Origin of the sequence: Nocardia otitidiscaviarum NBRC 14405 (assembly GCF_000308635.1) — a bacterium.
Classification (GTDB): Bacteria; Actinomycetota; Actinomycetes; order Mycobacteriales; family Mycobacteriaceae; genus Nocardia; species Nocardia otitidiscaviarum.
Genome location: NZ_BAGD01000269.1, coordinates 1 through 20,053, shown reverse-complemented (window position 1 = coordinate 20,053; position 20,053 = coordinate 1). Strand labels below are relative to the sequence as shown.

The following is a 20,053-nucleotide window of genomic DNA, read 5'->3' as shown; positions in this document are numbered from 1 at the left end:
AACCCGCCCCGGTGTGTACCCGGTGTTGCCGGTTACGGCACCACCTCGACCAGATCCCCGATATTCAGGTAGTCGTAGAACGCGCGCGCCCCATCCCAGGTCATGCGGATGCAGCCGTGCGACTCCCGCTCGATCGGACCCACGTGGAAGGCGATATCGCCGTTGTAGAAGATCGCGTAGTGCATGGGAGCGTGATGCATTGTGCTCCAGTGGAACTCCTTCTTGATGAAGACGCGCGTGGCGCCCGGCGGCGTCCGGTAACCCGCCATACCGTGGGAGATCGGGGTCGGGCCGAAGGTCACCTTGCGATTGTCGATCAACCATGCCTCGTTCGTGGAGAGCCGAACGCAGGCGCGCGCCTCGGGAATCGTGCACGGGGCGGTGATCTCCGCCGGCGGCACGATCGCGGGGACGCCCGGGACGTCGGGCCCACCGGGCCACAGCGGCTCCGCCTGCGCGGGCGCCGCCAGGGCGAGTCCGGCGGAAGCGATGCCGAGATAGACGGCGCATCGCGTGGCCTGACCGATACTGCGGTTACTGCTCATGAAGTCCGTGACCTCTCTACCCGTGCCCCATCGCCCCGAGTGACGCCGGTCGGGGTGATGGGACCATCTCGTCGAGCATTACCACCTGGAGGTGTAGGGGTCATTCTTGCCTGAGCGCCCCCGGATATGCGGGGAAAACACGCGGTGACGGTCGAATTCGGCGCACTAGCCGTCGTGTCGCCGCAGGAAGTCCACGATGCGTGGCACCACGATGTCGGCATTGGCGAAGAACAGCCCGTGGCCCAGGCCGTCGAACACCTCGACCTCGGCGGCGGGCACCCGATCACGCACGCGGCGGGCGGCGGCCGCGGCCGGGCGGACGAGCACCGACTCGCTTCCGAACACCCAGAGCGAGGGGATGGTGAACGATCCGAGTTCGGCGTCGGTGAGCACCGTCCCCCAGGGCAGCTGCCGTCGATAGCCGACCGACGCCCGCGCCGCGCGCACATCCAGCTCGGAGACCTCCACTCCGGGCATCAGCCACCGGTTCAGCCGCCGCATGTTCCGCTCCGTCGGCGCGACGGCGAAGCGCATGATCCGCAGCAGCACGCTCCAGCGGATTTTCAGCACGCCGCCGGTCTCCACCAGGGTGACGCTGGCCAGCCGCTTGGCATTGTGCAAGCCCGCCACGGCCGCCTGCCAGCCGCCGTCGGAGTAGCCGAGCAGATGCGCCCGGTCCACGCCGAGCCCGGCCAGCGTCTCGTCGAGCCAGGTGCCGAAATCGGCCGCCGCGGTGATGGGCGCGGTCTGCACGCTCTTGCCCGGGGTGCCGATGGTGTCCGGGGCGTAGACGACCCGGTCCGCGCTCAACCCCTCGATGACCGGGGCCCAGCCCGCACCGTTGCCGCCGACGGGGTGCAGCAGGACCAGCGGGGTGGCGTCCCCGGAACCGAATCGGCTGATATGGGTCGTCCCGAAGGAGGTCTCGACCCGCTGTTCGTCGAACGGGATCGGTGACCGCGCCGCCATCTCGTCGTACACCGCCAGGTACGCCGCGCGTGCCCGGTCGTTCTTGAATCGTCCGATCTTGGCCATCGCCACCCCTTCATCAACTTTGATGATATGAACGTACCATAAAAATGATATGGGCGTACCATGAAGTCTTTCCGGCTCGCGCGAGAAGGGGTGGTAGCGGATATGCCTCGGTTGGTCGACCATGAGCAGCGGCGGCGGGAGATCACCGACGCCGTGCGTCGGGTGATCGCCGGACGCGGGTTGGAGGCCGCGACCTTCCAATCGGTGGCGGCCGAGGCCGGGATCTCGGTGCGCCTGGTGCAGTACTACTTCGGCACCAAGAGGGAGTTCCTGCTCGCCACCCACCGGGCGGTGGTCGAGGACGGCGGGAAGCGGTTCGCGGCGGCGCTGGAACAGCTGGCGGAGGGAGCCTCACCGCGTGCGGCGACCCGAGCGATCCTGCTGTCGCTGCTGCCGATGGACGAGCGGCGGCGCGCGGACACCGTGGTGCTCGGGGCGTTCAACCAGGCCATGATGTCGGGTCGGGACATCGCCCTGGGTGATCTCGTGGGCGCGCCGAAGTTCCTGGTCGACCTGGTCGCCGCCCAACTGGAGCGCGCACTTCGGCTCGACCCCGATCTGCCCGTCGACCCGGAGGTCGACGCGGCGGTGATCGTCATGGCCGTCGGCGGCCTCAGCCAGGGGCTGGCCGGGGGCTACCCGAATCGCGACGAAGCGGTGGTCCTCCTCGACCGGTTGTTGGATCGGTTTTTCGGCCCCGCGGACTGAGACACTACTTGGGCGGCAGGGTGCGTGCGTAGGCTACCGAGCGGCCCACCCATTCCTCCAGTGCCGCATCGTCTTCCAGTGCGGCGGCGTCGACGCGGAGCCAGTTCCGCATCTCGCGTCCGCCCATCACCATGGTCGCGACGAAGTCGCGGCACAGCAGCTCCGGGGTCTCGGCGGGGTCCACCCGCGCCAGCAGTCCGCCCTGACCGCTGGCGGCGACCGCCATATTTCCGCTGACCATGAAACCGAGACCGCCGAACATCTTCCGTTCGGTCACATCCGGTAGTACGGGGCCGAGGGCGTCCCGTATCCGTTCCGCGAGTACCTCGTCATACGCCATACCGCATTGTGGACCGAGGCACCGACAGATACGTGCGGCCGCCGCGCACGGGGTGCGGGGCTCGGGTTTGCTCGGCGGTCGAAGGCGTCGGTGCCGACCGGTCGCACCTTGTGGCCGGTGGATGCCACCCGTCATGCTGAATCGGGTCCGAGTCCTGCGGCGTCGGTGTCACAGGACGCGATCAGGGGGTACTCGGTCATTGTGAAAACCCCGCCGACGGTAGGTGTCGAAGAGGAATTGCTGCTGGTGGATCCGCGCACGGGCATACCTGTCGGCAGGAACGCCGACGTCGCCCGGACCGCCGCGGATCTCGGCATCGATCTGCAACTGGAGCTCACCCGCTGCCAGGTGGAGATCAACACCCGCGTGCACTCGACCACCCCGGAGCTGCTGAAGGAGCTGCGCGAGCTGCGGCGCGGGGTGTCGGCGTGCGCGGAGAAGAACGACGCGCTGCTGCTCGCGGTGGCGGTACCGCCGACCGTGCCGCCGGACGAGCCGGTCACCGCCACGCCGCGGTACCGGCGCATCGCCGCGAATTTCGGCCTGCTCGCCCACGAGCAGGGACTGTGCGGCTGCCATGTGCACGTGGCGGTCCCGGACCGGGAGGCGGCCCTGCGGGTGAGCGACTACCTGCGGCCCTGGCTGCCGCTGCTGCTGGCGCTCACCGCCAACTCGTCGGTCTATCACGGCCTCGACACCGAATACGCCAGTTGGCGCAGCGTGCTGTGGCGGCGCTGGCCCAGCGCGGGTGCGCCACCGCGTTTCGCCTCGGCCGCCGACTACGACGCCGCCGTGGCGAGGATGCTGTCGCTCGGCGTGATCCTGGACCGCAAGATGGTCTACTGGGACATCCGGCCCTCGGCCCGCTTTCCCACCGTCGAGATCCGAGTCAGCGATGTGCCGGCCACCGTCGAGGAGACCGCCCTGCTGGCGACCCTGATTCGCGCCGCCGTCATGACGGCCCACCGCCACATCGAGGCCGGGCGGTGTGCGCCCGCCGTCCCCGACGACGTGCTGCGCGCGGCCTACTGGCGGGCGGCCCGCTCGGGCCTGGACGGTGACGGCATCGATCCGGTGCGCGGCCAGCCGCTTCCGATGCGGGAACTGTTGCGCGGCTTCGTCGATCACCTCGCGCCCGCGTTGGACGAACTCGGCGACCGCGCCTTCGTCGACGAAACCGTTGCCGCCCTGCTGGATCGGGGCAACGGTGCGCGTCGTCAGCGCGCGGCCCTGCGCGTGCGCGGCGACCTCGGTGATGTGCTGGACGTACTGGCCGAGGCCACCCTGTACACCTGCCGCTGACGAGAATTACCGCGCGGCAGCGGATTCCACCGTGCCGCGGTCACCCCACCCCGGGGTCGAGTTCCCAGGTGATGCGGCTGCCGATGGCGGCCGCGTAGCGCTCCAGGGTGGAGATGCGCACATCCACCTGCCCGGCCTCCAGGCGCGCCACCGCGGATTGCGAGGTGTGCATGCGGGCGGCGATCTCGGTCTGCGACAGGCGCGCCGCCCGCCGCGCCGCTACCAGATCGGTGAGTAGTCGGCGGCGGTCGTCGGTCATGCGCCGCAGCGCCGTCTGCCCGGATCCGAGTAGCTCGATGCCTTCGGTCATATCATCCACGGTATCTCTGATATGAGATCGCGCACAGGCGATTTCACTGTCCGCGGCGCAACCAGTCACGCAGGTGCGGCGCTTCGTCCCCGATGGTGGTGGATTCTCCGTGTCCGGTGTGCACCACGGTGTCGTCCGGCAGGATGAGCAGCCGGTCCGCGATGGAGGTGACGATGGTGGAGAAGTCCGAGTAGGAGCGGCCGGTGGCCCCGGGACCGCCGCGGAACAGCGTATCGCCGGTGAAGACCACGCCGAGGTCGGGAGCGTGGAAGCAGCACGCGCCCGGAGCGTGACCCGGGGTGTGCAACACCCGCAGCGCGGTCCCCGCCACCTCGATCACGGCGCCGTCGACGAGTTCGCCGTCGGGCATCCGGTCGGTGTGGGTGAGCCGCCACAGCACCAGGTCGTCGGGGTGCAGCAGGATGGGAGCGCCTGTCTCCCGGGCCAATTCGGGCGCGACCCGAATGTGGTCGTCGTGGGCGTGCGTGGCCAGGATGGCCGTCACGCGGCGATCGCCGACCAGTGCCAGGATGGCCGCCCCATCGTGCGGCGCGTCGATGACGACGCACTCGTGGTCGTCGCCGACGACCCAGACATTGTTGTCGACATCGAAGGTCTGCCCGTCCAGGCTGAAGGTGCCCGAGGTGACGGTGTGGTCGATACGGGCCACTACAGCATCACCACCGAGCGCAGTACCTCGCCGCGGTGCATTCTGGTGAACGCCGCCTCCACGTCGTCGAGGGAGATCGTCTCCGAGACGAAGGCGTCCAGATCGAAGCGCCCCTGCTTGTACAGCTCGATCAGGTACGGGAAATCACGCGAGGGCAGGCAGTCGCCGTACCAGGACGACTTCAATGAGCCACCGCGGGAGAAGAAGTCGATGAGCGGCATCTCCAGTGTCATATCCGGGGTGGGTACGCCGACCAGTACCACGGTGCCCGCCAGGTCGCGGGCGTAGAACGCCTGCTTCCAGGTCTCGGGGCGGCCCACCGCGTCGATCACCACATCCGCGCCGAATCCGTCGGTCAACTCCCGAATCCGTTCCACCGCGTCCTCGGCGGCCGCGTCCACCGTGTGGGTCGCGCCGAAACCGGTGGCCCACTTCAGCTTCCGCTCGTCGATATCGACCGCGATGACGGTGGTGGCCCCGGCCAGCCGCGCCCCCGCGACGGCCGCGTTGCCCACGCCGCCGCAGCCGATGACGGCCACGCTGTCGCCGCGGCCCACCGCGCCGGTGTTCACCGCCGCGCCGAGCCCGGCCATCACACCGCAGCCGAGCAGTCCGGCCGCGGCCGGGGACGCCGTCGGGTCCACCTTGGTGCACTGGCCGCTGTGTACCAGCGTCTTCTCCGCGAACGCGCCGATGCCCAGGGCAGGGGTGAGCGGGGTGCCGTCGGTGAGCGTCATGGGTCGGTCGGCATTGAAGGTGGAGAAGCAGTACCACGGTTTGCCCTTGCGGCAGGCGCGGCAGGTGCCGCACACCGCGCGCCAGTTGAGGATGACGAAATCGCCGGGTCCCACGTCGGTGACGCCCGCGCCCACGGATTCCACCACGCCCGCGGCCTCGTGACCGAGCAGGAAGGGGAATTCGTCGTTGATACCGCCCTCGCGGTAGTGCAGATCGGTGTGGCACACCCCGCATGCCTGCACCCGGACCACGGCTTCGCCCGGGCCGGGGTCCGGCACGATGATCTCGGTCACTTCCACGGGAGCGTTCTTCGAGCGTGCGATCACGCCGCGCACCGTCTGTGCCACGGAGTTTCCCTTCCTATCACCTGATACGACTCACACCTTCGCATATTCGCATGAGTCCCTGCGGTGGCCTGACCGCCGATCCGGCCGCCTGGCACGAATTGTCATGCCTGGTCGGTAGTTTCCTCCTCGGGCACCGGCGGAGGCGCGGTGGCGGCGTCGATCTGTTCACCGATGTAGCGCATTACCACCGTGACGATCGCGGCCACCGGCACCGCCAAGAAGGCCCCGATGATGCCCCACAGCGAACCGCCCGCGGTGATCGCCAGCAGCACCACCACGGCGTGCATCCGCATGGTGCGGCTCTGCAGCACCGGTTGCAGCACATTGCCTTCCAGCTGCTGCACCACGATGATGATGGCCAGCACGATGAGCGCGGTGGGAACCCCCTTGGCGACCAGGGCGACCAGCACCGCCAGCGCACCCGCCACGAACGCGCCCACGATCGGGATGAAGCCGCCCAGGAAGGTGAGCACGGTCAGCACGAGGGCCAGCGGGATGCCGAGGATCACCAGACCGGCGCCGATGAGCACCGCGTCGATCAGGCTGACCAACGCCTGGGTGCGGATGAATCCCCCCAGGGTGTCCCAGATCCGGGTCAGCACCTCCTCGATGTGGCGACCGCTGCGGCTGCCGGTGAGACCGTGCAGCCACGGCATCAACCGGGGGCCGTCCTTGACGAAGAAGAACGCCAGGACGAGCGTCAGGAACAGGGTGACGATGGCGGAGGTGGCCGTGCTGACGCCGGTGAAAACGCCGGTGGCGATGCGCTCGGCGCTGGACTGCAACCGGGACACGATCGCGTCCACGGCCGAATTCATCTGCTCCTCTTGGATATTCAGCGGCGGGCCGCGTAGCCAGTCGCGCACCCGATTGACGCCCTCGGTGGCCTGATCGGCCAGCGCCGGGGCCTGGTCGGCCACCGACGGCACGAGGAGCGCGATGATGCCCGCCAGCACACCGAGCAGTCCGAACACCGTGAGCGAGGCGGCCGCGGCGGGGGGCAAGCCGCGCCGGGTCAGCCAGCGCGTCGGCGGCCACAGCACGGTGGCGATCACCACCGCCAGCGCCATCGGCAGCACGGCCACCCACATCTTGGCGGTGATCCAACCCAGCACCCACGCACCGGCGGCGATGGCGACGATGCACAGCGACCACTTGGCCAGCCACAGCAGACCCCGGCCGATCACCTCGCCGCGATCCGGGACCGCGACCGAGGGCTTCGGTTGCCTGTCGGTGGCGGACCCCGCGGTGTCCTCGCGAAGCTCGGCGGTATCGGCCGCGCGCTCGGCCGTATCGTCCGCGCGCTCACTCCGGTTGCTCATGCCTCCCCCTCGCTGGCGCACGGCAGCGTCACGAGCGAGGGCTCGGCGGTGTCTTCTGATCGCTCGCACATGCCGTCGAGTTTGGCACGAGACCGGTCGGAATCGGCGGTGGCGCGGAGGCGGATTCCGTCGGTGCGGCGCACCTCACGCACCGGCGTCCGGGCTCATCGCAGGGCGACGGCGGCGGCCTCGGCAATGCTGTCGGCGATGGCGCGCAGTGTGGGGGAGTCGAGCCGCCACTGCTGCCAGTACAGCGGTACGTCGATCACGCCGCGCGGGTCGAAGGCGATCAGGCGGCCCGCCGCCAGATCGTCGGCGGCCTGGATATCGGGCATCATGCCCCAGCCCAGGCCCAGGCGGATGGCCGCACCGAAACCCGTCGAGGACGGAATGTAGTGGCAGGGCGGGTCCAGCGGTTTGCGGCTGTGGCGGCGGATGAGCTTGTACTGCAGATCGTCCTTGCGGTCGAACTGCACCACCGGGGCCGCCGCGAACGCCTTGGCGGTGGGGCCGTCGGCGAACCAGGTCGCCACGAAATCCGGGCTCGCCACCGGCCGGTACCGCATGGCTCCGAGGGGTTGTGCGATACAGCCCTGCACCGGGGTGGCGGTGGCGGTGACGGCGGCCATCACGGTGCCGTCGCGCAGCAGCCGGGTGGTGTGCTCCTCGTCCTCGCGATGGACCTCGAGGTAGACGCCCGCCCGCACGCGGCCCAGGGCGGGCATCACCCAGGTCTGCAGGGAATCGGCGTTGACCGCGATGGGAATCCGGATGGGCGGCGGCGCGGGATGCGCGCCGTCACCGGGTTCGCGGGCCGCGTCGCCGAGTTCGCGCGCGGTGTCACCGGCGAGCAGTTCGATCTGGCGGGCCAGGCGCAGCATGGCGAGTCCGGATTCGGTGGGCTGCACCGGTTTCGTGCGCCGGAGCAGGATGCGCCCGGCCGCGTCCTCCAGCGCCTTGATGCGCTGGCTCACCGCCGACGGGGTGACGTGCAGGCGGCGGGCGGCGGCCTCGAAGGTGCCCTCGGTGACGGCCGCGTCGAGTGCGCGCAGCTGGTCCAGTTGCAGATCCATGATTAGAGATTTTAATGATACGCAAGAATACTTAGCTGGTCTGATGATTGCTGGCTGGCTACCGTCGTGGAATGTGAACGCTTCATCGGCGGCGGTGGCCGCACTCTCGGGTCTCGGTTTCGGGCTGTCGCTCATCGTGGCGATCGGCGCGCAGAACGCGTTCATCCTCCGACAGGGCATTCGCCGGGAGCATGTGCTCGTGGTGGTGTCGGTGGCGGCGCTCTCGGATATCGCGCTGATCGCCGCGGGAGTCGGCGGGGTGGGCGCGCTGGTGCAGTCCGCGCCCGGGGTGCTGACCGTACTGCGCTACGCGGGGGCGATCTTCCTGCTCGGCTATGCGACGCTCGCCGCGCGGCGCGCCCTGAGCGGCGGCTCGCTGGTCGGCGACGCCACCGGCAATTCCATGGCGCTCGGCGCGGCGGTGGCCACCTGCCTCGCCGTCACCTGGCTCAATCCGCACGCCTATCTCGACACCGTGGTGCTGCTCGGCTCCTACGCGAGTCATTTCGCCACACCCGATCGCTGGTTCCTTGCCGCGGGGGCGATGCTGGGCAGCCTGCTGTGGTTCTTCGCACTGGGCTTCGGCGCGCGGTATCTGGCCCCGCTGTTCGCCCGCAAAACCGCCTGGCGGGTACTGGATTCGGTGATCGCCCTGGTGATGGCGGGACTGGCGGTGGGGCTGCTGCTGAGTTAGCCGCCCGGCCCGGTCGCTGGCGCGATGCTGGTCGGAACGGGTGATTGCCGCGGTCCGGCGCGGTGTGGGCGCGACCTGTGGCAGACTCGGGCGACAGATGCGCGCCCGGTCGCGGGTCGACCGGACGCGGAGGTGATGCGGGAGTTGGGATCGCGATGGATCTGAGCGCCATCGAGCGTCGGGTGGCAGCGGATCGGCGGGAAGCCGCGGACCGATCGGCGGAAGCCGAACTGCGACTGGCGGACTCGCTGTACGAACTCGCCACGGCGCTGCTGGCCACGAAGAACGACGACTCGGTGCGGGACCGATCGCCCGGTGCGCTGGAACCGGCGCAGGAGGCGGTGCACATCCGGCTGCGCTGGCTCACCGCCGGACGCGTCGACGCGCGTTTCGCGGGCAAGGTGCAGGACGCGCTGCGGCTGTTCGAACAGGCCGCGCGCACCATCGGGCACCGGCAGTTGGCCACGCACACCATTCGTGACGCCTGCAATGCGTATCGCTATGTGGCGCAGACCTATCCGAACGCCGCCGCGGCCTGTGCGGACTCGCTGTCCAAATGCGGTGTGTGGCTGTGTCGGCTCGATCCGGACGCCGCCGTGGCCGCCGGATCCGACGCGGTGCGGATTCGGGCGGCGCTGTTCGCCCAGGATTCCGAGCAGGCCGGTCGGTATCTCGCCAGTCTGGATATGGTGCTGCGCACCTACATGGTCGGACGCCAGCGCAAACCGGCGCTGGCCATGTACCGCGAGCTCTACACCGCGGTGACCTCCCCGGCCATGACCACCCGACTGCGCGAGATGCGGATCGAGGAAATCGGTTTCACCAGCAAGACCGTCACTGCGCTGACCAAACTGGACGCGCTCACCCTGGATCGCGCGGGCTACCTCACCCAGCAGCAGATCCTCTACCAGACCTCCGGCGACCTCGCCACCATCGAGGAGATCAACTGGAAACTGGCCCTGGTGGGGCTGAAACCCCTTGCCCCCGGGGCGCTTCCGGACCTGCCGTCGAAGCCGGTGGAGATCGCCGACTCCTTCGGCGCGCTGAGCGTACGCTGTTCCGACGGCGACGCGCTCGAGCAGGTGCGGGCCGCGGTGCTGGCCGCCTACACCGCCGACGGCGCCCACGTCGTCGACTCCACCGCCTTCCTCGGCGTCAGCCAGCAGCACTGGAGTATTCCCGAGCCGCGATCGAATCCGGAGCAGACCCTCGGCGACGATGTGGTGCTCCTGGAACGCAGCTCCGAGCACTGGATTTCGGTCAAGAGCCTGAAATGGGAGGTCGCGCCGGTCGGACGGCACCCACTGGCGCTGCGGCTGTCCAAGCACTGGCCCGTGGTGAGCGTGACCACCACCGAGAATCTCGCCTACGAGCTGTGCTGGTACGACGACGGCGCGGCCACGCAGTATGCCGCCCTCGGTCGCCCGGCCGGTCCGGCGACCCTCGATACTCCCTTGGCCCCCTTGGATTTCGCCGCCCTGGCCGAATACGGCGCGGACTACGCCTCCGAGACCCAGGTGCGCGCGGCCTTCGGCAACACCCCGATGTTCGCCAAGCTCACCCGGCTGCCCGCCAGTGGCATCCGCCAAGCCGCCGAGGCCGGACCGCTCACCGATTACGGCGACCACATCCTGTACTTCCGCCGCGACCGCTGAGTTCGTAGGTGATCGGGCGTTCAGCGCTCGAACGCCGCGGTCGTGGGGTCGCGGGGCTGGTCGTCGGGCCGGTGGGCCGTCACCGGTTGGTCTTCATTCGACGGAAATGTGATGTGCAACACGTTCTGGTCGTACCCTGTTTCACACCACGGATCGCCGTGGCCAGAAAGGGATACGGATCATGAGCACCACCCCCACCGCCGTCCCCCCGTCGCCGCCCGTCACGGAGCCGGCTCCGACCCTGGTCACGGGGCTGTGGCGGCGGAAGCTACCGCACTATCCCGATACCGGACCCCGATACTGGTATCTGGGCGTCGTGGTCGTCACCTCGGTGGTGCTGTACTACCAGCTGTTCGTGGCCGGTGCGGTGGGCAACGAACTCATCGCCTATTTCGACCTGACCTTCCGCTACTTCATCGGAATCTTCATCATCGGAGCGGCTTTCGGCGCGGTGGCCTCGGTGGTGGCCGGTGTGATCGATCGCTGGGGCCGGGCGAACATCGTCGCCTGGGGCGCGATCATCTGCACCCTGCTCACCCTGTTCGCCGTACCCGCGACCACCACCAGGGAATCCTTTTTGGTGGTCTACACGCTGATCAGCATTGTCGAGGGCGCGGTCCTGGTGGCGACGCCCGCGCTGGTGCGCGACTTCTCCCCGCAGTTGGATCGCGCCTCCGCCATGGGATTCTGGACGCTCGGGCCGGTACTGGGCGCGCTGGTGACCACCCAGATCTCCTCCCGCACCCTGGACGCCCATCCGGACTGGCAGTACCACTACCGGCTGTGCGGCGTGATCAGTCTGGTCGTCGCGGTGGTGGCGCTCATCTGGCTGCGGGAACTCAGTCCGGCGCTGCGCGACCAGATCATGGTGAGCCTGCGGGATCGGGCACTGGTCGAGGCACGGGCCCGCGGGCTCGATGTGCAACGGCTGGAACGCAATCAGTGGAAGCAGATGATGCGCTTCGACATCCTCGGTTCGGCCCTGGCCATCGCACTGTTCCTGGCGTTCTTCTACACCATCATCTCGTTCCTGCCGGTGTACATGGCCACGAACTTCGGGTTCACCCCGGCGCGGGCCAACGCCCTCGGCAACTGGTACTGGATCGCCAGCGGTGTGGCCCTGGTGGGCACCGGCATCATTTCCGACCGGATGAAGGTGCGCAAACCGTTCATGCTCATCGGGGCCGTGGTGAGCATCATCGGATTGTTCATGTTCATCCAGCTCACCGATATCGCGGGCACCGACTACTACACCTTCGCACTGGTCATGGTGGTCATCGCGGTCGGCACCGGCATCGCCTACTCGACCTGGATGGCCGGATTCACCGAGACGGTGGAGAAGGTGAATCCGGCCGCGACGGCGGTGGGACTCGCGGTGTGGGGCGGCATTCTGCGCACGGTGGTCACTTTCGTCCTGCTCGGGTTGCTGTTCGTCGTGACCGCGGCGGGCACGCTGGTCAACCACGGACCCCGGCTCCAGGAGATCCAGCAGCGCTACAGCGCCGAGATCGCCACCATTCAGACCGTCGGGGCGGATACCATGGCCGAACTCGGCCGCGATCCGAACGATATGGACGCCCAGGTGCGGGCGCTGACCGCACTCACCCGAGCCGACGCCGAGGACATCGAGACCGCCCTCACGCTCAATGCCGAGTTCCCACAGGAGCTGGCGACGCTGCAGGCGGTCGACACCGCCACGCTCACCGCCGTTTTCGTCGATCCGGACGATACGGCGGCGCGGCAGTCCGCGGTGGAGCAGATCGCCCGCGAGTTCGGCATCCCCGCCGAGCAGGCCGCCGCGAGACTGGTTGCGGCACAGCGGGTGCCGCCGACCGATCTGGCCGTCGCCAGCCGGGTGGGCCCGCAGTTGGCCGAGGCGAGCGCCGAATTGCAGGCCGTCGCCGACATTCCCGAGGAAGACCGGGACTACCTGGCCGAGCACGGCACCGAGGTGCAGCAGGCCCGCGCGGATTCGCCCGAACAGTGGGAGACCTGGTGGTGGATCTGCCTGGCGGCGCAGGTGATCTTCATTCCGTTCGTGTTCTTCATGTCCGGCCACTGGAGTCCCCGGCGCGCCGCCGAGGAGGCCGCCGAACACGACGAGCGGGTGCGACGTGAACTCGAGACGATGGAACAGCGGTAGCGCGCGGGCGGGACGTGCGACGCGGGGGACCGGCCGATACCCGATGCGCTCGGACGAACCCGAGCGCATCGGTGCTGCCGTCAGAACAGTCCGACTGTGAAGCCCTCGTCGCGGACACCGAGGTAGCGCGGGCCCGCGTAGTGTCGCAAAGCCGCGTCGAGCGGGGCGACGAGTTCACCCGCCGAACCGAACGGCAGCCGGTAGCCGTCGCGGACCTTGTGGAACTCCCACAGGTGGTTCATCTCCGGGTGCCGGGACCGGAACTCGGGGTCGGCGGGAAACAGGTCGAGCCGGACCATGATGGGCCGGAACGGCCGGTGCGTACGCCGCATCGAGCGCGACACCGCGATCGTGGACAGCTCGGCCCAGCCGACCGCCCACGGCGCGCCCTGCGGATCGTGCCAGCGAATGCCGTTCCGGTCGAGGATCAGCTGACGCGGTCGGGTGAGCATCTGCCAGCCCAGCAGGCCGACCGCCGCGATCAGGAGCAGCACCGCTCCGAACGCCATGGCGGCCACCTCGGCGGCGCGGCCGCCGGATACCCCGCCGGTGGCCGCGCTGATCACCGCGACCAGGCCGAAACCGCCCGCCACCAGCATCCCGGCCAGGGCTCGCCCTTTCGTGCCGCGTGCCACATCGATCACAAACGGTTCCGCTACCTGCTGATACACATGCGCAGCCTACAAATACGGGGGCTGGGCCGCAGGTCAGACGTCGTGCGGTCGGAAGAGGTCCGGCGGGCGGCGGGGCGACGATGTGCACACTGTCGGCGTCTCCTCGAAGTCGGTCGACCACCGCGCGCTGTGCCCGCGCCACGGCATGGGCTGGCCGCGGTCGGCCGTCCCGACATCGTGGTCGCCGCGGATCAGCGCGCCGCCCGACCCGGACGTTCGGGGGCTGAGCCCGCCGGGCAGCGGAACACCCTGCCTCCGCAAGGGCGGTATCCGGTTGTGCGGGGCGGGTGTCCGGTCGTGCCGGGGGATTGTCTGGTCGGTCGGTCGCGGGGTGACTATCCGGTCGCCCGGGCGCGATCGGGTTGCCGGGCCTCGAGCGCGGCGGCGTCACGAACCGCACCCCGGTCCGCGGAGGTGGCCAGCAGCGCGTAGGTGCGCAGGGCCAGCGACACCGGGCGCTGACGGTCGCGGGGGCGATAGCCGGGGCCGGCGACCAGGGCGGCACGGCGGGCGGCGAGTTCGCCGGCGTCGACATGGAGAGTGATTGCGCGCGTGGGAATGTCGATGGTGACGGTGTCGCCGTCGCGGACCAGGGCGATGGGGCCGCCCGCCGCCGCCTCGGGGGAGACGTGGCCGACGGACAGGCCCGACGAACCGCCGGAGAAGCGGCCGTCGGTGACCAGGGCACAGCTGTCGGCGAGCCCGCGCCCCTTCAAATACGCGGTGGGATACAACATTTCCTGCATACCCGGCCCACCGCGCGGCCCCTCGTAGCGCACCACGAGCACATCCCCGGGCCGCACCCGGTCGGCGAGAATCGCCTCGACGGCCTGCTCCTGCGATTCCACCACCACGGCCGGTCCGGTGAAGGTGTGCAGGGCCGCGGGCACCCCCGCCGATTTCACCACCGCGCCGTCGGGGGAGAGATTGCCGCGCAACACCGCCAGGCCGCCGTCCGCGGTGAAGGCGTGGCCGATGTCGCGGATACAGCCTTGTGCCGCATCGAGATCCAGTGCATGCCAGCGCCGCGACTGGGAGCACGCCGTCGCCGAGCGCACCCCGCCCGGAGCCGCGTGGAACAGCTCCACCGCTTCCGGAATCGGGTTGTCGCCGCGCACATCCCAAGCGTCCAGCCACTCCCGCAGCGAATGCGCGTGCACCGCGCGCACATCCCGATGCAGCAGTCCGGCCCGGTCCAATTCGCCCAGCAGGGCCGGGATGCCGCCCGCGCGGTGCACATCCTCGATGAGGTAGGAGCCGTTCGGCGCCACCTTGCACAGGCAGGGCACCCGCTGTGACATGGCCTCGATATCGGCCAGGGTGTAGTCGAGTTCGGCTTCCTGGGCGGCGGCCAGCAGGTGCAGGATGGTGTTGGTGGATCCGCCCATGGCGATATCCATGGCCATGGCATTGTCGAAAGCCTTGCGGGAGGCGAGGTTCCGGGGCAGCACTCCGGCGTCGCCGGCGTCGTACCAGCGGCGCGTCAGATCCATGATCGTGCGTCCCGCCGCCTCGTACAGAGCGCGGCGGGCGGTGTGGGTGGCGAGGGTGGTGCCATTGCCGGGCAGGGCCAGCCCGAGCGCCTCGGTCAGGCAGTTCATCGAGTTGGCGGTGAACATGCCGGCGCAGGAACCGCAGGTGGGGCAGGCGTTCTCCTCGATGCGGTCCATATCCGCGTCGGACACCAGCGGGGAGACCGCCTCGGCCATGGTGGCGATGAGGTCCAGGCGGCTGCGCACGGTGCCGTCCACCAGCACCGCGGTGCCGCCCTCCATGGGGCCGCCGGAGACGAACACGGTCGGGATGTTCAGGCGCAGGGCGGCCATCAGCATGCCGGGAGTGATCTTGTCGCAATTGGAGACGCACACCAGGGCGTCCGCGCAGTGCGCGTTCACCATGTACTCGATGGAATCGGCGATGAGGTCGCGCGAGGGCAGCGAGTAGAGCATGCCGCCGTGGCCCATGGCGATGCCGTCGTCCACCGCGATGGTGTTGAACTCGCGGGCGATGCCACCGGCCGCGCGGATGGCGTCGGTGACGATCCGGCCGACCGGCTGGAGGTGGGTGTGGCCCGGTACGAATTCGGTGAAGCTGTTCGCCACCGCGACCACCGGCTTGCGGCCGATATCCGCCGACGGCACGCCGCTGGCGCGCATGAGCGCCCGCGCGCCCGCCATATTCCGGCCGTGTGTGACCGTACGTGATCGCAATTCCGGCATCTCGCCACCTCCCGAGCAATTTACAACCGTTTGGTTGGAGTTTGGCACGTTCGAGTGCACAACTGCAACCGTTTGGTTGGAATTACTAGGATGGGGCCATGGCGTGGGATACCGAGGGCACCAAGCGGCGACTACTGGAGGCGGCTGTGCAGGAGTTCGCCGAGCGCGGACCGGCCGGTGCGCGGGTGGCCGCCATCGCCACCCGCGCCGGTATCAACAAGGAACGGATCTACCAGTACTTCGGCGACAAGCAGGGCCTGTTCGAGGCGGTGCTCACCGATCAGCTCGAACAGCTCGCCGCGGCCAGTCCGCTGTCGGCCGCCGACGCCGGACAACTGGCCGACTACGCCGGACACGTCTACGACTACCACCGCACCCACCCGCAATTCCTGCGCCTGCTGCACTGGGAGGGACTGCAATCCGGCCAGCCGACCGCCGAATCCGCGCGCGCCGCCCACTACGCCGAGAAGGTGGCGGCCCTGGCCGCCGCCCAACGCGCCGGAGCCCTCCCCTCCGACGTCGCACCCGGTTACCTGCTGTACGCGGTCGCGGCCCTGGCGGCCTGGTGGTTCGCGGCACCGCAGGTCGTGCGCATGATCCTCGGCACGGACGCCGACGACCCGACCGCCCAGCGGGCAGCGCTCGTGTCGCTGGTCCGCCGCCTCGAGACCGGTCCCGCGACCTAACGCCGCACCAGTTCCCGCAGTGCGGCGATGACCGTGGTGGGCGCTTCCTCGGCCATGAAATGCCCGCAGCCGACCGTCTCGTGCCGCAGCTCCGGTGCCCAGGCGCGCCAGCGCGCCGCGGCGTCGAAACCGAGGGCGCTGCCCCAATCCTGTTGCAGCACCGTGGTCGGCATGGGCAGAACCGTGCCGGCCGCCCGGTCGGCGCGGTCGTGCTCGATATCGACGGTCGCCGAGGCGCGGCAGTCGGCCACGATCGACGGCACCGCCGCGCGGCTCGCCGCGAGGTAGACCTCGCGCAGGTCGGCGGGGATGGCGGCCGGATCCTGCAGCCAGGTGTCGAGCAGATGGCCGAAGAACACGTCCGGGCTCGCGCCGATGAGTGCTTCGGGCAGGCCGGGCGGCTGCGCCATCAGATACAGGTGGAACCCCACCGCCGCGGACACCCCGTGCATGACCTCCCACATGTCGAGGGTCGGCAGCACGTCCAGGCAGGCGAGGTGGGTGACCGCTTCGGGGTGGTCGAGTCCGGCGCGCACGGCGACCAGCGCACCCCGGTCGTGGCCCGCCAGCGCGAACCTGTCGTGACCGAAAGAGCGTGCGACAGTGACGATATCGGCCGCCATGATGCGCTTGGAGTAGACGTTCTCGTCGACGGCGACCGGTTTGTCGCTGTCACCGTAGCCGCGCAGATCCGGACAGATGACGGTGTGGTCGGCGGCCACATGCCGCCACATGAGATGGGTCTGCGGCAGACCGTGCAACAGCACCACGGGCGAACCGGAACCGGCGACGGCCACCCGCAGCGAGACATCGTCGGCGACACGGACCCGCTGATAGTCGAAACCGGGGATACGGGGGGACATGGAGATCCTTTCGATCGGAGACGGCACCCAGCCTCGGGGGCGGCACTGAGCAGTCGGTCAGCGGTGACTGAGCGCGGTGTACGGCGATGACTGAGCGCGGATGTTCGGTGGTGGCCGTGCGTGGGTGTTCGGTGGTGGCCGTGCGTGGGTGTTCGGTGGTGACTGCGCGTGGGCCGGGCGCGCGCGTGGGGCGGGGTCGTAGCATCGATGGGCGTGACCGGATCGGCGATGCGATGGCCCTGACCTTCGGCGTGCTCGGACCGCTGTGGGCCGAGGACGAGCGTGGGCGGCTGCCGCTCAAGGGGCCGCGGCACCGGGCCGTGCTGGCGCGGCTGCTGGTGGCGCGGGGGCGGGTGGTGTCGGTGGCGCGGTTGATCGACGATCTGTGGGACGATCCGCCGGAGCAGGCGGTCGGCGCGATCCAGACCTTCGTCGCGGCGCTGCGACGCGCCCTGGAACCCGACCGGCCGCCGCGCCGCCCCGCCCGGGTGCTGGTCACCGAACCGCCCGGCTACGCCCTGCGCATCGACCCCGCGCAAGTGGATGCCGGGCGCTTCGAGCTGGCCGTACGGGCGGGCGGGGATCTGCTCGACGCCGGAGACGCCACCGGCGCGGCCACCACCATCGACGCCGCCTTGGCGCTGTGGCGGGGTCCCGCCTACGCCGAGTTCGCCGAATTCCCCTGGGCGCGAGCCGAAATCAACCGTCTCGACGACCTGCGGCTGCTGGCCGTGGAGCAGCGAGCCCGCGCCCACATCGACTCCGGCGACCCCACCGCGACGGTGGCCGCACTGGAAGCGCACCTGCACGAGCACCCCCTGCGCGAACGAGCCTGGTGGCTGCTGGCCCTGGCGCTCTACCGTGGCGGCCGCCAAGCCGACGCGCTCACGGCCCTGCGCACGGTGCGCGAGCGCCTGCGTGACGAACTGGGCGTGGACCCCGGCCCCGACCTGCGCGATCTGGAGGCGGCCATGCTCGCGCAGGACCCGTCGCTGGAGTCGAGGCATCCGCAGGATGGCAGTGCCGCCGCCAGCCGTCGGAGTGGGAGGCCGGAGCGCGCGCCGAACACGATGGCTGCGCATGCAGCGGCTCGGGGAATGGCAGCTGTCGCCGAGGGCGGGACTTCGCCGGAATCGGCGGCCGGAGGCGGGACGTCGCTGGGATCGGCGGCCGGGGGCGAGGGGTCGCCGGAATCGGCCGACCGCGTGGATGCCACAGCCGCGTCCGGGTCGGATGTGCCAGCGCGAATGTCCTCGGCCGGATCGGCGTCGGGTATCGGCGAAGCGGCGACGGCCGCCGGAACGCCTGTTGCACACCATTTCTCGAAGCGGTTCTTCCTTGGCCGAGCAGCCGAACTCGAGCGATTGGAGCGAACAGCCGCAGCGGCGATCGCACGGGGTTCGTCGGAGCTGGTACTGATCTCGGGCATGGAAGGAGTCGGCAAAACCGCACTCGCCGAGGCATTCTCGGCAACACTGGCCGCCCGTGGCTGGACGACGGCGTGGGGACCGAGTCCGGCGGGCCGGGGGGTTCCGCCGAACTGGGCCTGGCGGCGGATCGTGACGGAGCTGGCCGCGGCAGGAGGCTCGCCGGTGGGCGGGGCGGACGCTATGGCCGGGTCGAACGCGGTTGGCGAGGTGGGCGAGGCTGGCAGGGCGAACGTGGCCGACGGGGCGGACGCGGTCGGCGATGCGGACGCGGTCGGCGAGGCGGACGCGGCGGGCGAGGTGGGCAGGGCGAACGTGGCGGGCGCGGCGGACGTGGCGGGCGGCGCAGACGTGGCGGGCAGGGGGAACGTGGTCGGCGGGGCGGACGTGGTGGGCAGGACGAAAGTGGCTGGCGCGGCGGATGTCGTGGGTGGGGCGGACATGGTGGGTGGGGTGGTCGCTGCCGATCCGGCGGTGGCGCGGTTCGCTGTGCGGGAGCGGACGCTCGAGCTCGTGCGCGCGGTCGCGCGGCGGGCGCCGGTGGTGCTGGTCTTCGACGATCTGCACCAGGCGGGGGAGGAGACGCTGGAGCTGGTGTCCGCCCTGGTGACCGAGCGGGTCGGGGGAACGGTACTGGTGATCGGTGGGTACCGCGATACCGAGGTGGGGGACGCGCTGCGGGATGGATTGGCGCGGTGGGCGCGGGTTGAGCCGGAGCGGATTCCGCTGGATGGGCTGAGCGAGTCCGAGACCGGTGCGCTGGTGCGCGCGGTGGCGGGGGAGGCCGTCGACGGGTGGCTGGCGCGGCGGATTCACCGGCGCGGCAACGGAAATCCGTTCTTCACCCGGGAGCTGGCCCGGTTGGCCGCGGATGCGGGGGAGGTCGCGCTGCGGGAGATACCGGCGGGGGTGCGTGATGTGGTGCGGCAGCGGCTGTCTCGGCTGCCGGAGACGGAGCGGGCAGTGCTGCGACGGGCCGCGGTGCTCGGGGTGTCGGTCGACCAGCAGGCCGTGACGGCGCTGGTCGGCGATGACGCGGCGGTACTCGATGCGCTGGACGCCGGACTGCGAGACGGTTTTCTGGTCGAGACACCCGACGGCGAGGTGTCGTTCGCGCGCGCGGTGGTGCGCGACGTGCTGTACGACGAGATCGGCGCACCGCGCCGCGCCGCATGGCACGCCGACGCGGGGGAGTACCTCGAACGGCGCGGTACGAGCGACCCGCCGAACTCGCCGACCACTTCGTGCGCGCGGGCGGCCGGGTCGGCGGGGCACGCACCGCCCGCTACGCCCTCGCCGCCG

Annotated in this window: 18 protein-coding genes; 7 read left to right on the top strand and 11 right to left on the bottom strand. The window is 70.1% G+C overall.

Annotated features, from left to right (window positions below; genetic code table 11):
* Positions 1 to 32: 32 nt before the first annotated feature.
* Together ON31_RS30150 and ON31_RS30145 are read right to left on the bottom strand one after the other, a co-directional pair.
* On the bottom strand, positions 33 to 545 hold the full coding sequence (locus ON31_RS30150; RefSeq protein WP_051037962.1) for a L,D-transpeptidase: 513 nt from the start codon (positions 543 to 545) through the stop codon (positions 33 to 35).
* Between the two features lie 165 nt (positions 546 to 710).
* Positions 711 to 1,580, bottom strand: coding sequence for an alpha/beta fold hydrolase (locus ON31_RS30145; RefSeq protein ID WP_039818518.1), 870 nt, complete (start codon positions 1,578 to 1,580; stop codon positions 711 to 713).
* 60 nt (positions 1,581 to 1,640) lie between these two features.
* Between ON31_RS30145 and ON31_RS30140 the strand changes: the two genes are divergently transcribed.
* Positions 1,641 to 2,288: a TetR/AcrR family transcriptional regulator gene (locus ON31_RS30140; protein WP_255222317.1), complete on the top strand. Its 648-nt coding sequence runs from the start codon at positions 1,641 to 1,643 to the stop codon at positions 2,286 to 2,288.
* 4 nt (positions 2,289 to 2,292) lie between these two features.
* On the opposite strand, the gene ON31_RS30135 is transcribed toward ON31_RS30140, so the two are convergent.
* The gene (locus tag ON31_RS30135; protein WP_039818515.1) at positions 2,293 to 2,628 is read right to left on the bottom strand and encodes a TfoX/Sxy family protein; all 336 of its coding nucleotides are present in this window, start codon (positions 2,626 to 2,628) and stop codon (positions 2,293 to 2,295) included.
* A gap of 201 nt (positions 2,629 to 2,829) precedes the next feature.
* Between ON31_RS30135 and ON31_RS30130 the strand changes: the two genes are divergently transcribed.
* Positions 2,830 to 3,930 carry a glutamate--cysteine ligase 2 gene (locus ON31_RS30130; RefSeq protein WP_039818525.1) on the top strand — a complete coding sequence of 367 codons (1,101 nt, stop codon included), beginning with the start codon at positions 2,830 to 2,832 and terminating at the stop codon, positions 3,928 to 3,930.
* A 40-nt stretch (positions 3,931 to 3,970) separates the two neighbouring features.
* On the opposite strand, the gene ON31_RS30125 is transcribed toward ON31_RS30130, so the two are convergent.
* From ON31_RS30125 to ON31_RS30105, 5 genes are all read right to left on the bottom strand, one after another.
* Entirely contained in the window at positions 3,971 to 4,240 is a 270-nt protein-coding gene (locus ON31_RS30125) for a helix-turn-helix domain-containing protein (protein WP_039818523.1), read from the bottom strand.
* 43 nt (positions 4,241 to 4,283) lie between these two features.
* A complete protein-coding gene (locus ON31_RS30120; protein ID WP_039818514.1) occupies positions 4,284 to 4,910 on the bottom strand; it encodes an MBL fold metallo-hydrolase in 627 nt (208 codons plus the stop codon).
* Positions 4,910 to 5,995 (bottom strand): S-(hydroxymethyl)mycothiol dehydrogenase, encoded by a 1,086-nt coding sequence (locus ON31_RS30115; RefSeq protein ID WP_039818513.1) that lies wholly within the window; start codon positions 5,993 to 5,995, stop codon positions 4,910 to 4,912. Before ON31_RS30115 ends, ON31_RS30120 begins: the two co-directional genes overlap by 1 nt.
* A gap of 101 nt (positions 5,996 to 6,096) precedes the next feature.
* Positions 6,097 to 7,317 carry an AI-2E family transporter gene (locus ON31_RS30110; RefSeq protein WP_081592840.1) on the bottom strand — a complete coding sequence of 407 codons (1,221 nt, stop codon included), beginning with the start codon at positions 7,315 to 7,317 and terminating at the stop codon, positions 6,097 to 6,099.
* A gap of 164 nt (positions 7,318 to 7,481) precedes the next feature.
* On the bottom strand, positions 7,482 to 8,390 hold the full coding sequence (locus tag ON31_RS30105; RefSeq protein ID WP_039818511.1) for a LysR family transcriptional regulator ArgP: 909 nt from the start codon (positions 8,388 to 8,390) through the stop codon (positions 7,482 to 7,484).
* 73 nt (positions 8,391 to 8,463) lie between these two features.
* Between ON31_RS30105 and ON31_RS30100 the strand changes: the two genes are divergently transcribed.
* The 3 genes from ON31_RS30100 to ON31_RS30090 all read left to right on the top strand — a co-directional run bounded on the left by ON31_RS30100 (position 8,464) and on the right by ON31_RS30090 (position 12,882).
* Entirely contained in the window at positions 8,464 to 9,084 is a 621-nt protein-coding gene (locus tag ON31_RS30100) for a LysE/ArgO family amino acid transporter (protein WP_244961869.1), read from the top strand.
* Between the two features lie 155 nt (positions 9,085 to 9,239).
* Positions 9,240 to 10,739 (top strand): hypothetical protein, encoded by a 1,500-nt coding sequence (locus tag ON31_RS30095; protein WP_039818508.1) that lies wholly within the window; start codon positions 9,240 to 9,242, stop codon positions 10,737 to 10,739.
* A gap of 181 nt (positions 10,740 to 10,920) precedes the next feature.
* Positions 10,921 to 12,882: an MFS transporter gene (locus ON31_RS30090; RefSeq protein WP_039818507.1), complete on the top strand. Its 1,962-nt coding sequence runs from the start codon at positions 10,921 to 10,923 to the stop codon at positions 12,880 to 12,882.
* Positions 12,883 to 12,962: 80 nt separating this feature from the next.
* On the opposite strand, the gene ON31_RS30085 is transcribed toward ON31_RS30090, so the two are convergent.
* Together ON31_RS30085 and ilvD are read right to left on the bottom strand one after the other, a co-directional pair.
* Positions 12,963 to 13,553, bottom strand: a complete 591-nt coding sequence (locus ON31_RS30085) for a hypothetical protein (RefSeq protein WP_147287229.1) — start codon at positions 13,551 to 13,553, stop codon at positions 12,963 to 12,965.
* Between the two features lie 338 nt (positions 13,554 to 13,891).
* The gene (gene ilvD, locus ON31_RS30080; protein WP_051037958.1) at positions 13,892 to 15,775 is read right to left on the bottom strand and encodes a dihydroxy-acid dehydratase; all 1,884 of its coding nucleotides are present in this window, start codon (positions 15,773 to 15,775) and stop codon (positions 13,892 to 13,894) included.
* A 98-nt stretch (positions 15,776 to 15,873) separates the two neighbouring features.
* On the opposite strand from ilvD, the gene ON31_RS30075 reads away from it, so the two are divergent.
* Positions 15,874 to 16,461: a TetR/AcrR family transcriptional regulator gene (locus ON31_RS30075; RefSeq protein WP_039818505.1), complete on the top strand. Its 588-nt coding sequence runs from the start codon at positions 15,874 to 15,876 to the stop codon at positions 16,459 to 16,461.
* On the opposite strand, the gene ON31_RS30070 is transcribed toward ON31_RS30075, so the two are convergent.
* Positions 16,458 to 17,324, bottom strand: a complete 867-nt coding sequence (locus ON31_RS30070) for an alpha/beta fold hydrolase (RefSeq protein ID WP_039818503.1) — start codon at positions 17,322 to 17,324, stop codon at positions 16,458 to 16,460. The two genes, ON31_RS30075 and ON31_RS30070, sit on opposite strands and share 4 nt — an antisense overlap.
* Before the next feature lie 233 nt (positions 17,325 to 17,557).
* Here ON31_RS30070 and ON31_RS34960 point away from each other — a divergent pair.
* Positions 17,558 to 20,053, top strand: a 2,496-nt coding sequence (locus ON31_RS34960; protein ID WP_157533815.1) for an ATP-binding protein, incomplete at its 3' end; no start/stop codon positions are given.

Bases quoted from the DNA above. Each gene is read 5' to 3' on its own strand.
- ON31_RS30150 (WP_051037962.1), bottom strand. From the start codon at position 545: ATGAGCAGTAACCGCAGTATCGGTCAGGCCACGCGATGCGCCGTCTAT.
- ON31_RS30145 (WP_039818518.1), bottom strand. From the start codon at position 1,580: ATGGCCAAGATCGGACGATTCAAGAACGACCGGGCACGCGCGGCGTAC.
- ON31_RS30140 (WP_255222317.1), top strand. From the start codon at position 1,641: ATGAAGTCTTTCCGGCTCGCGCGAGAAGGGGTGGTAGCGGATATGCCT.
- ON31_RS30135 (WP_039818515.1), bottom strand. From the start codon at position 2,628: ATGGCGTATGACGAGGTACTCGCGGAACGGATACGGGACGCCCTCGGC.
- ON31_RS30125 (WP_039818523.1), bottom strand. From the start codon at position 4,240: ATGACCGAAGGCATCGAGCTACTCGGATCCGGGCAGACGGCGCTGCGG.
- ON31_RS30110 (WP_081592840.1), bottom strand. From the start codon at position 7,317: ATGAGCAACCGGAGTGAGCGCGCGGACGATACGGCCGAGCGCGCGGCC.
- ON31_RS30105 (WP_039818511.1), bottom strand. From the start codon at position 8,390: ATGGATCTGCAACTGGACCAGCTGCGCGCACTCGACGCGGCCGTCACC.
- ON31_RS30095 (WP_039818508.1), top strand. From the start codon at position 9,240: ATGGATCTGAGCGCCATCGAGCGTCGGGTGGCAGCGGATCGGCGGGAA.
- ON31_RS30090 (WP_039818507.1), top strand. From the start codon at position 10,921: ATGAGCACCACCCCCACCGCCGTCCCCCCGTCGCCGCCCGTCACGGAG.
- ilvD (WP_051037958.1), bottom strand. From the start codon at position 15,775: ATGCCGGAATTGCGATCACGTACGGTCACACACGGCCGGAATATGGCG.
- ON31_RS30075 (WP_039818505.1), top strand. From the start codon at position 15,874: ATGGCGTGGGATACCGAGGGCACCAAGCGGCGACTACTGGAGGCGGCT.
- ON31_RS30070 (WP_039818503.1), bottom strand. From the start codon at position 17,324: ATGTCCCCCCGTATCCCCGGTTTCGACTATCAGCGGGTCCGTGTCGCC.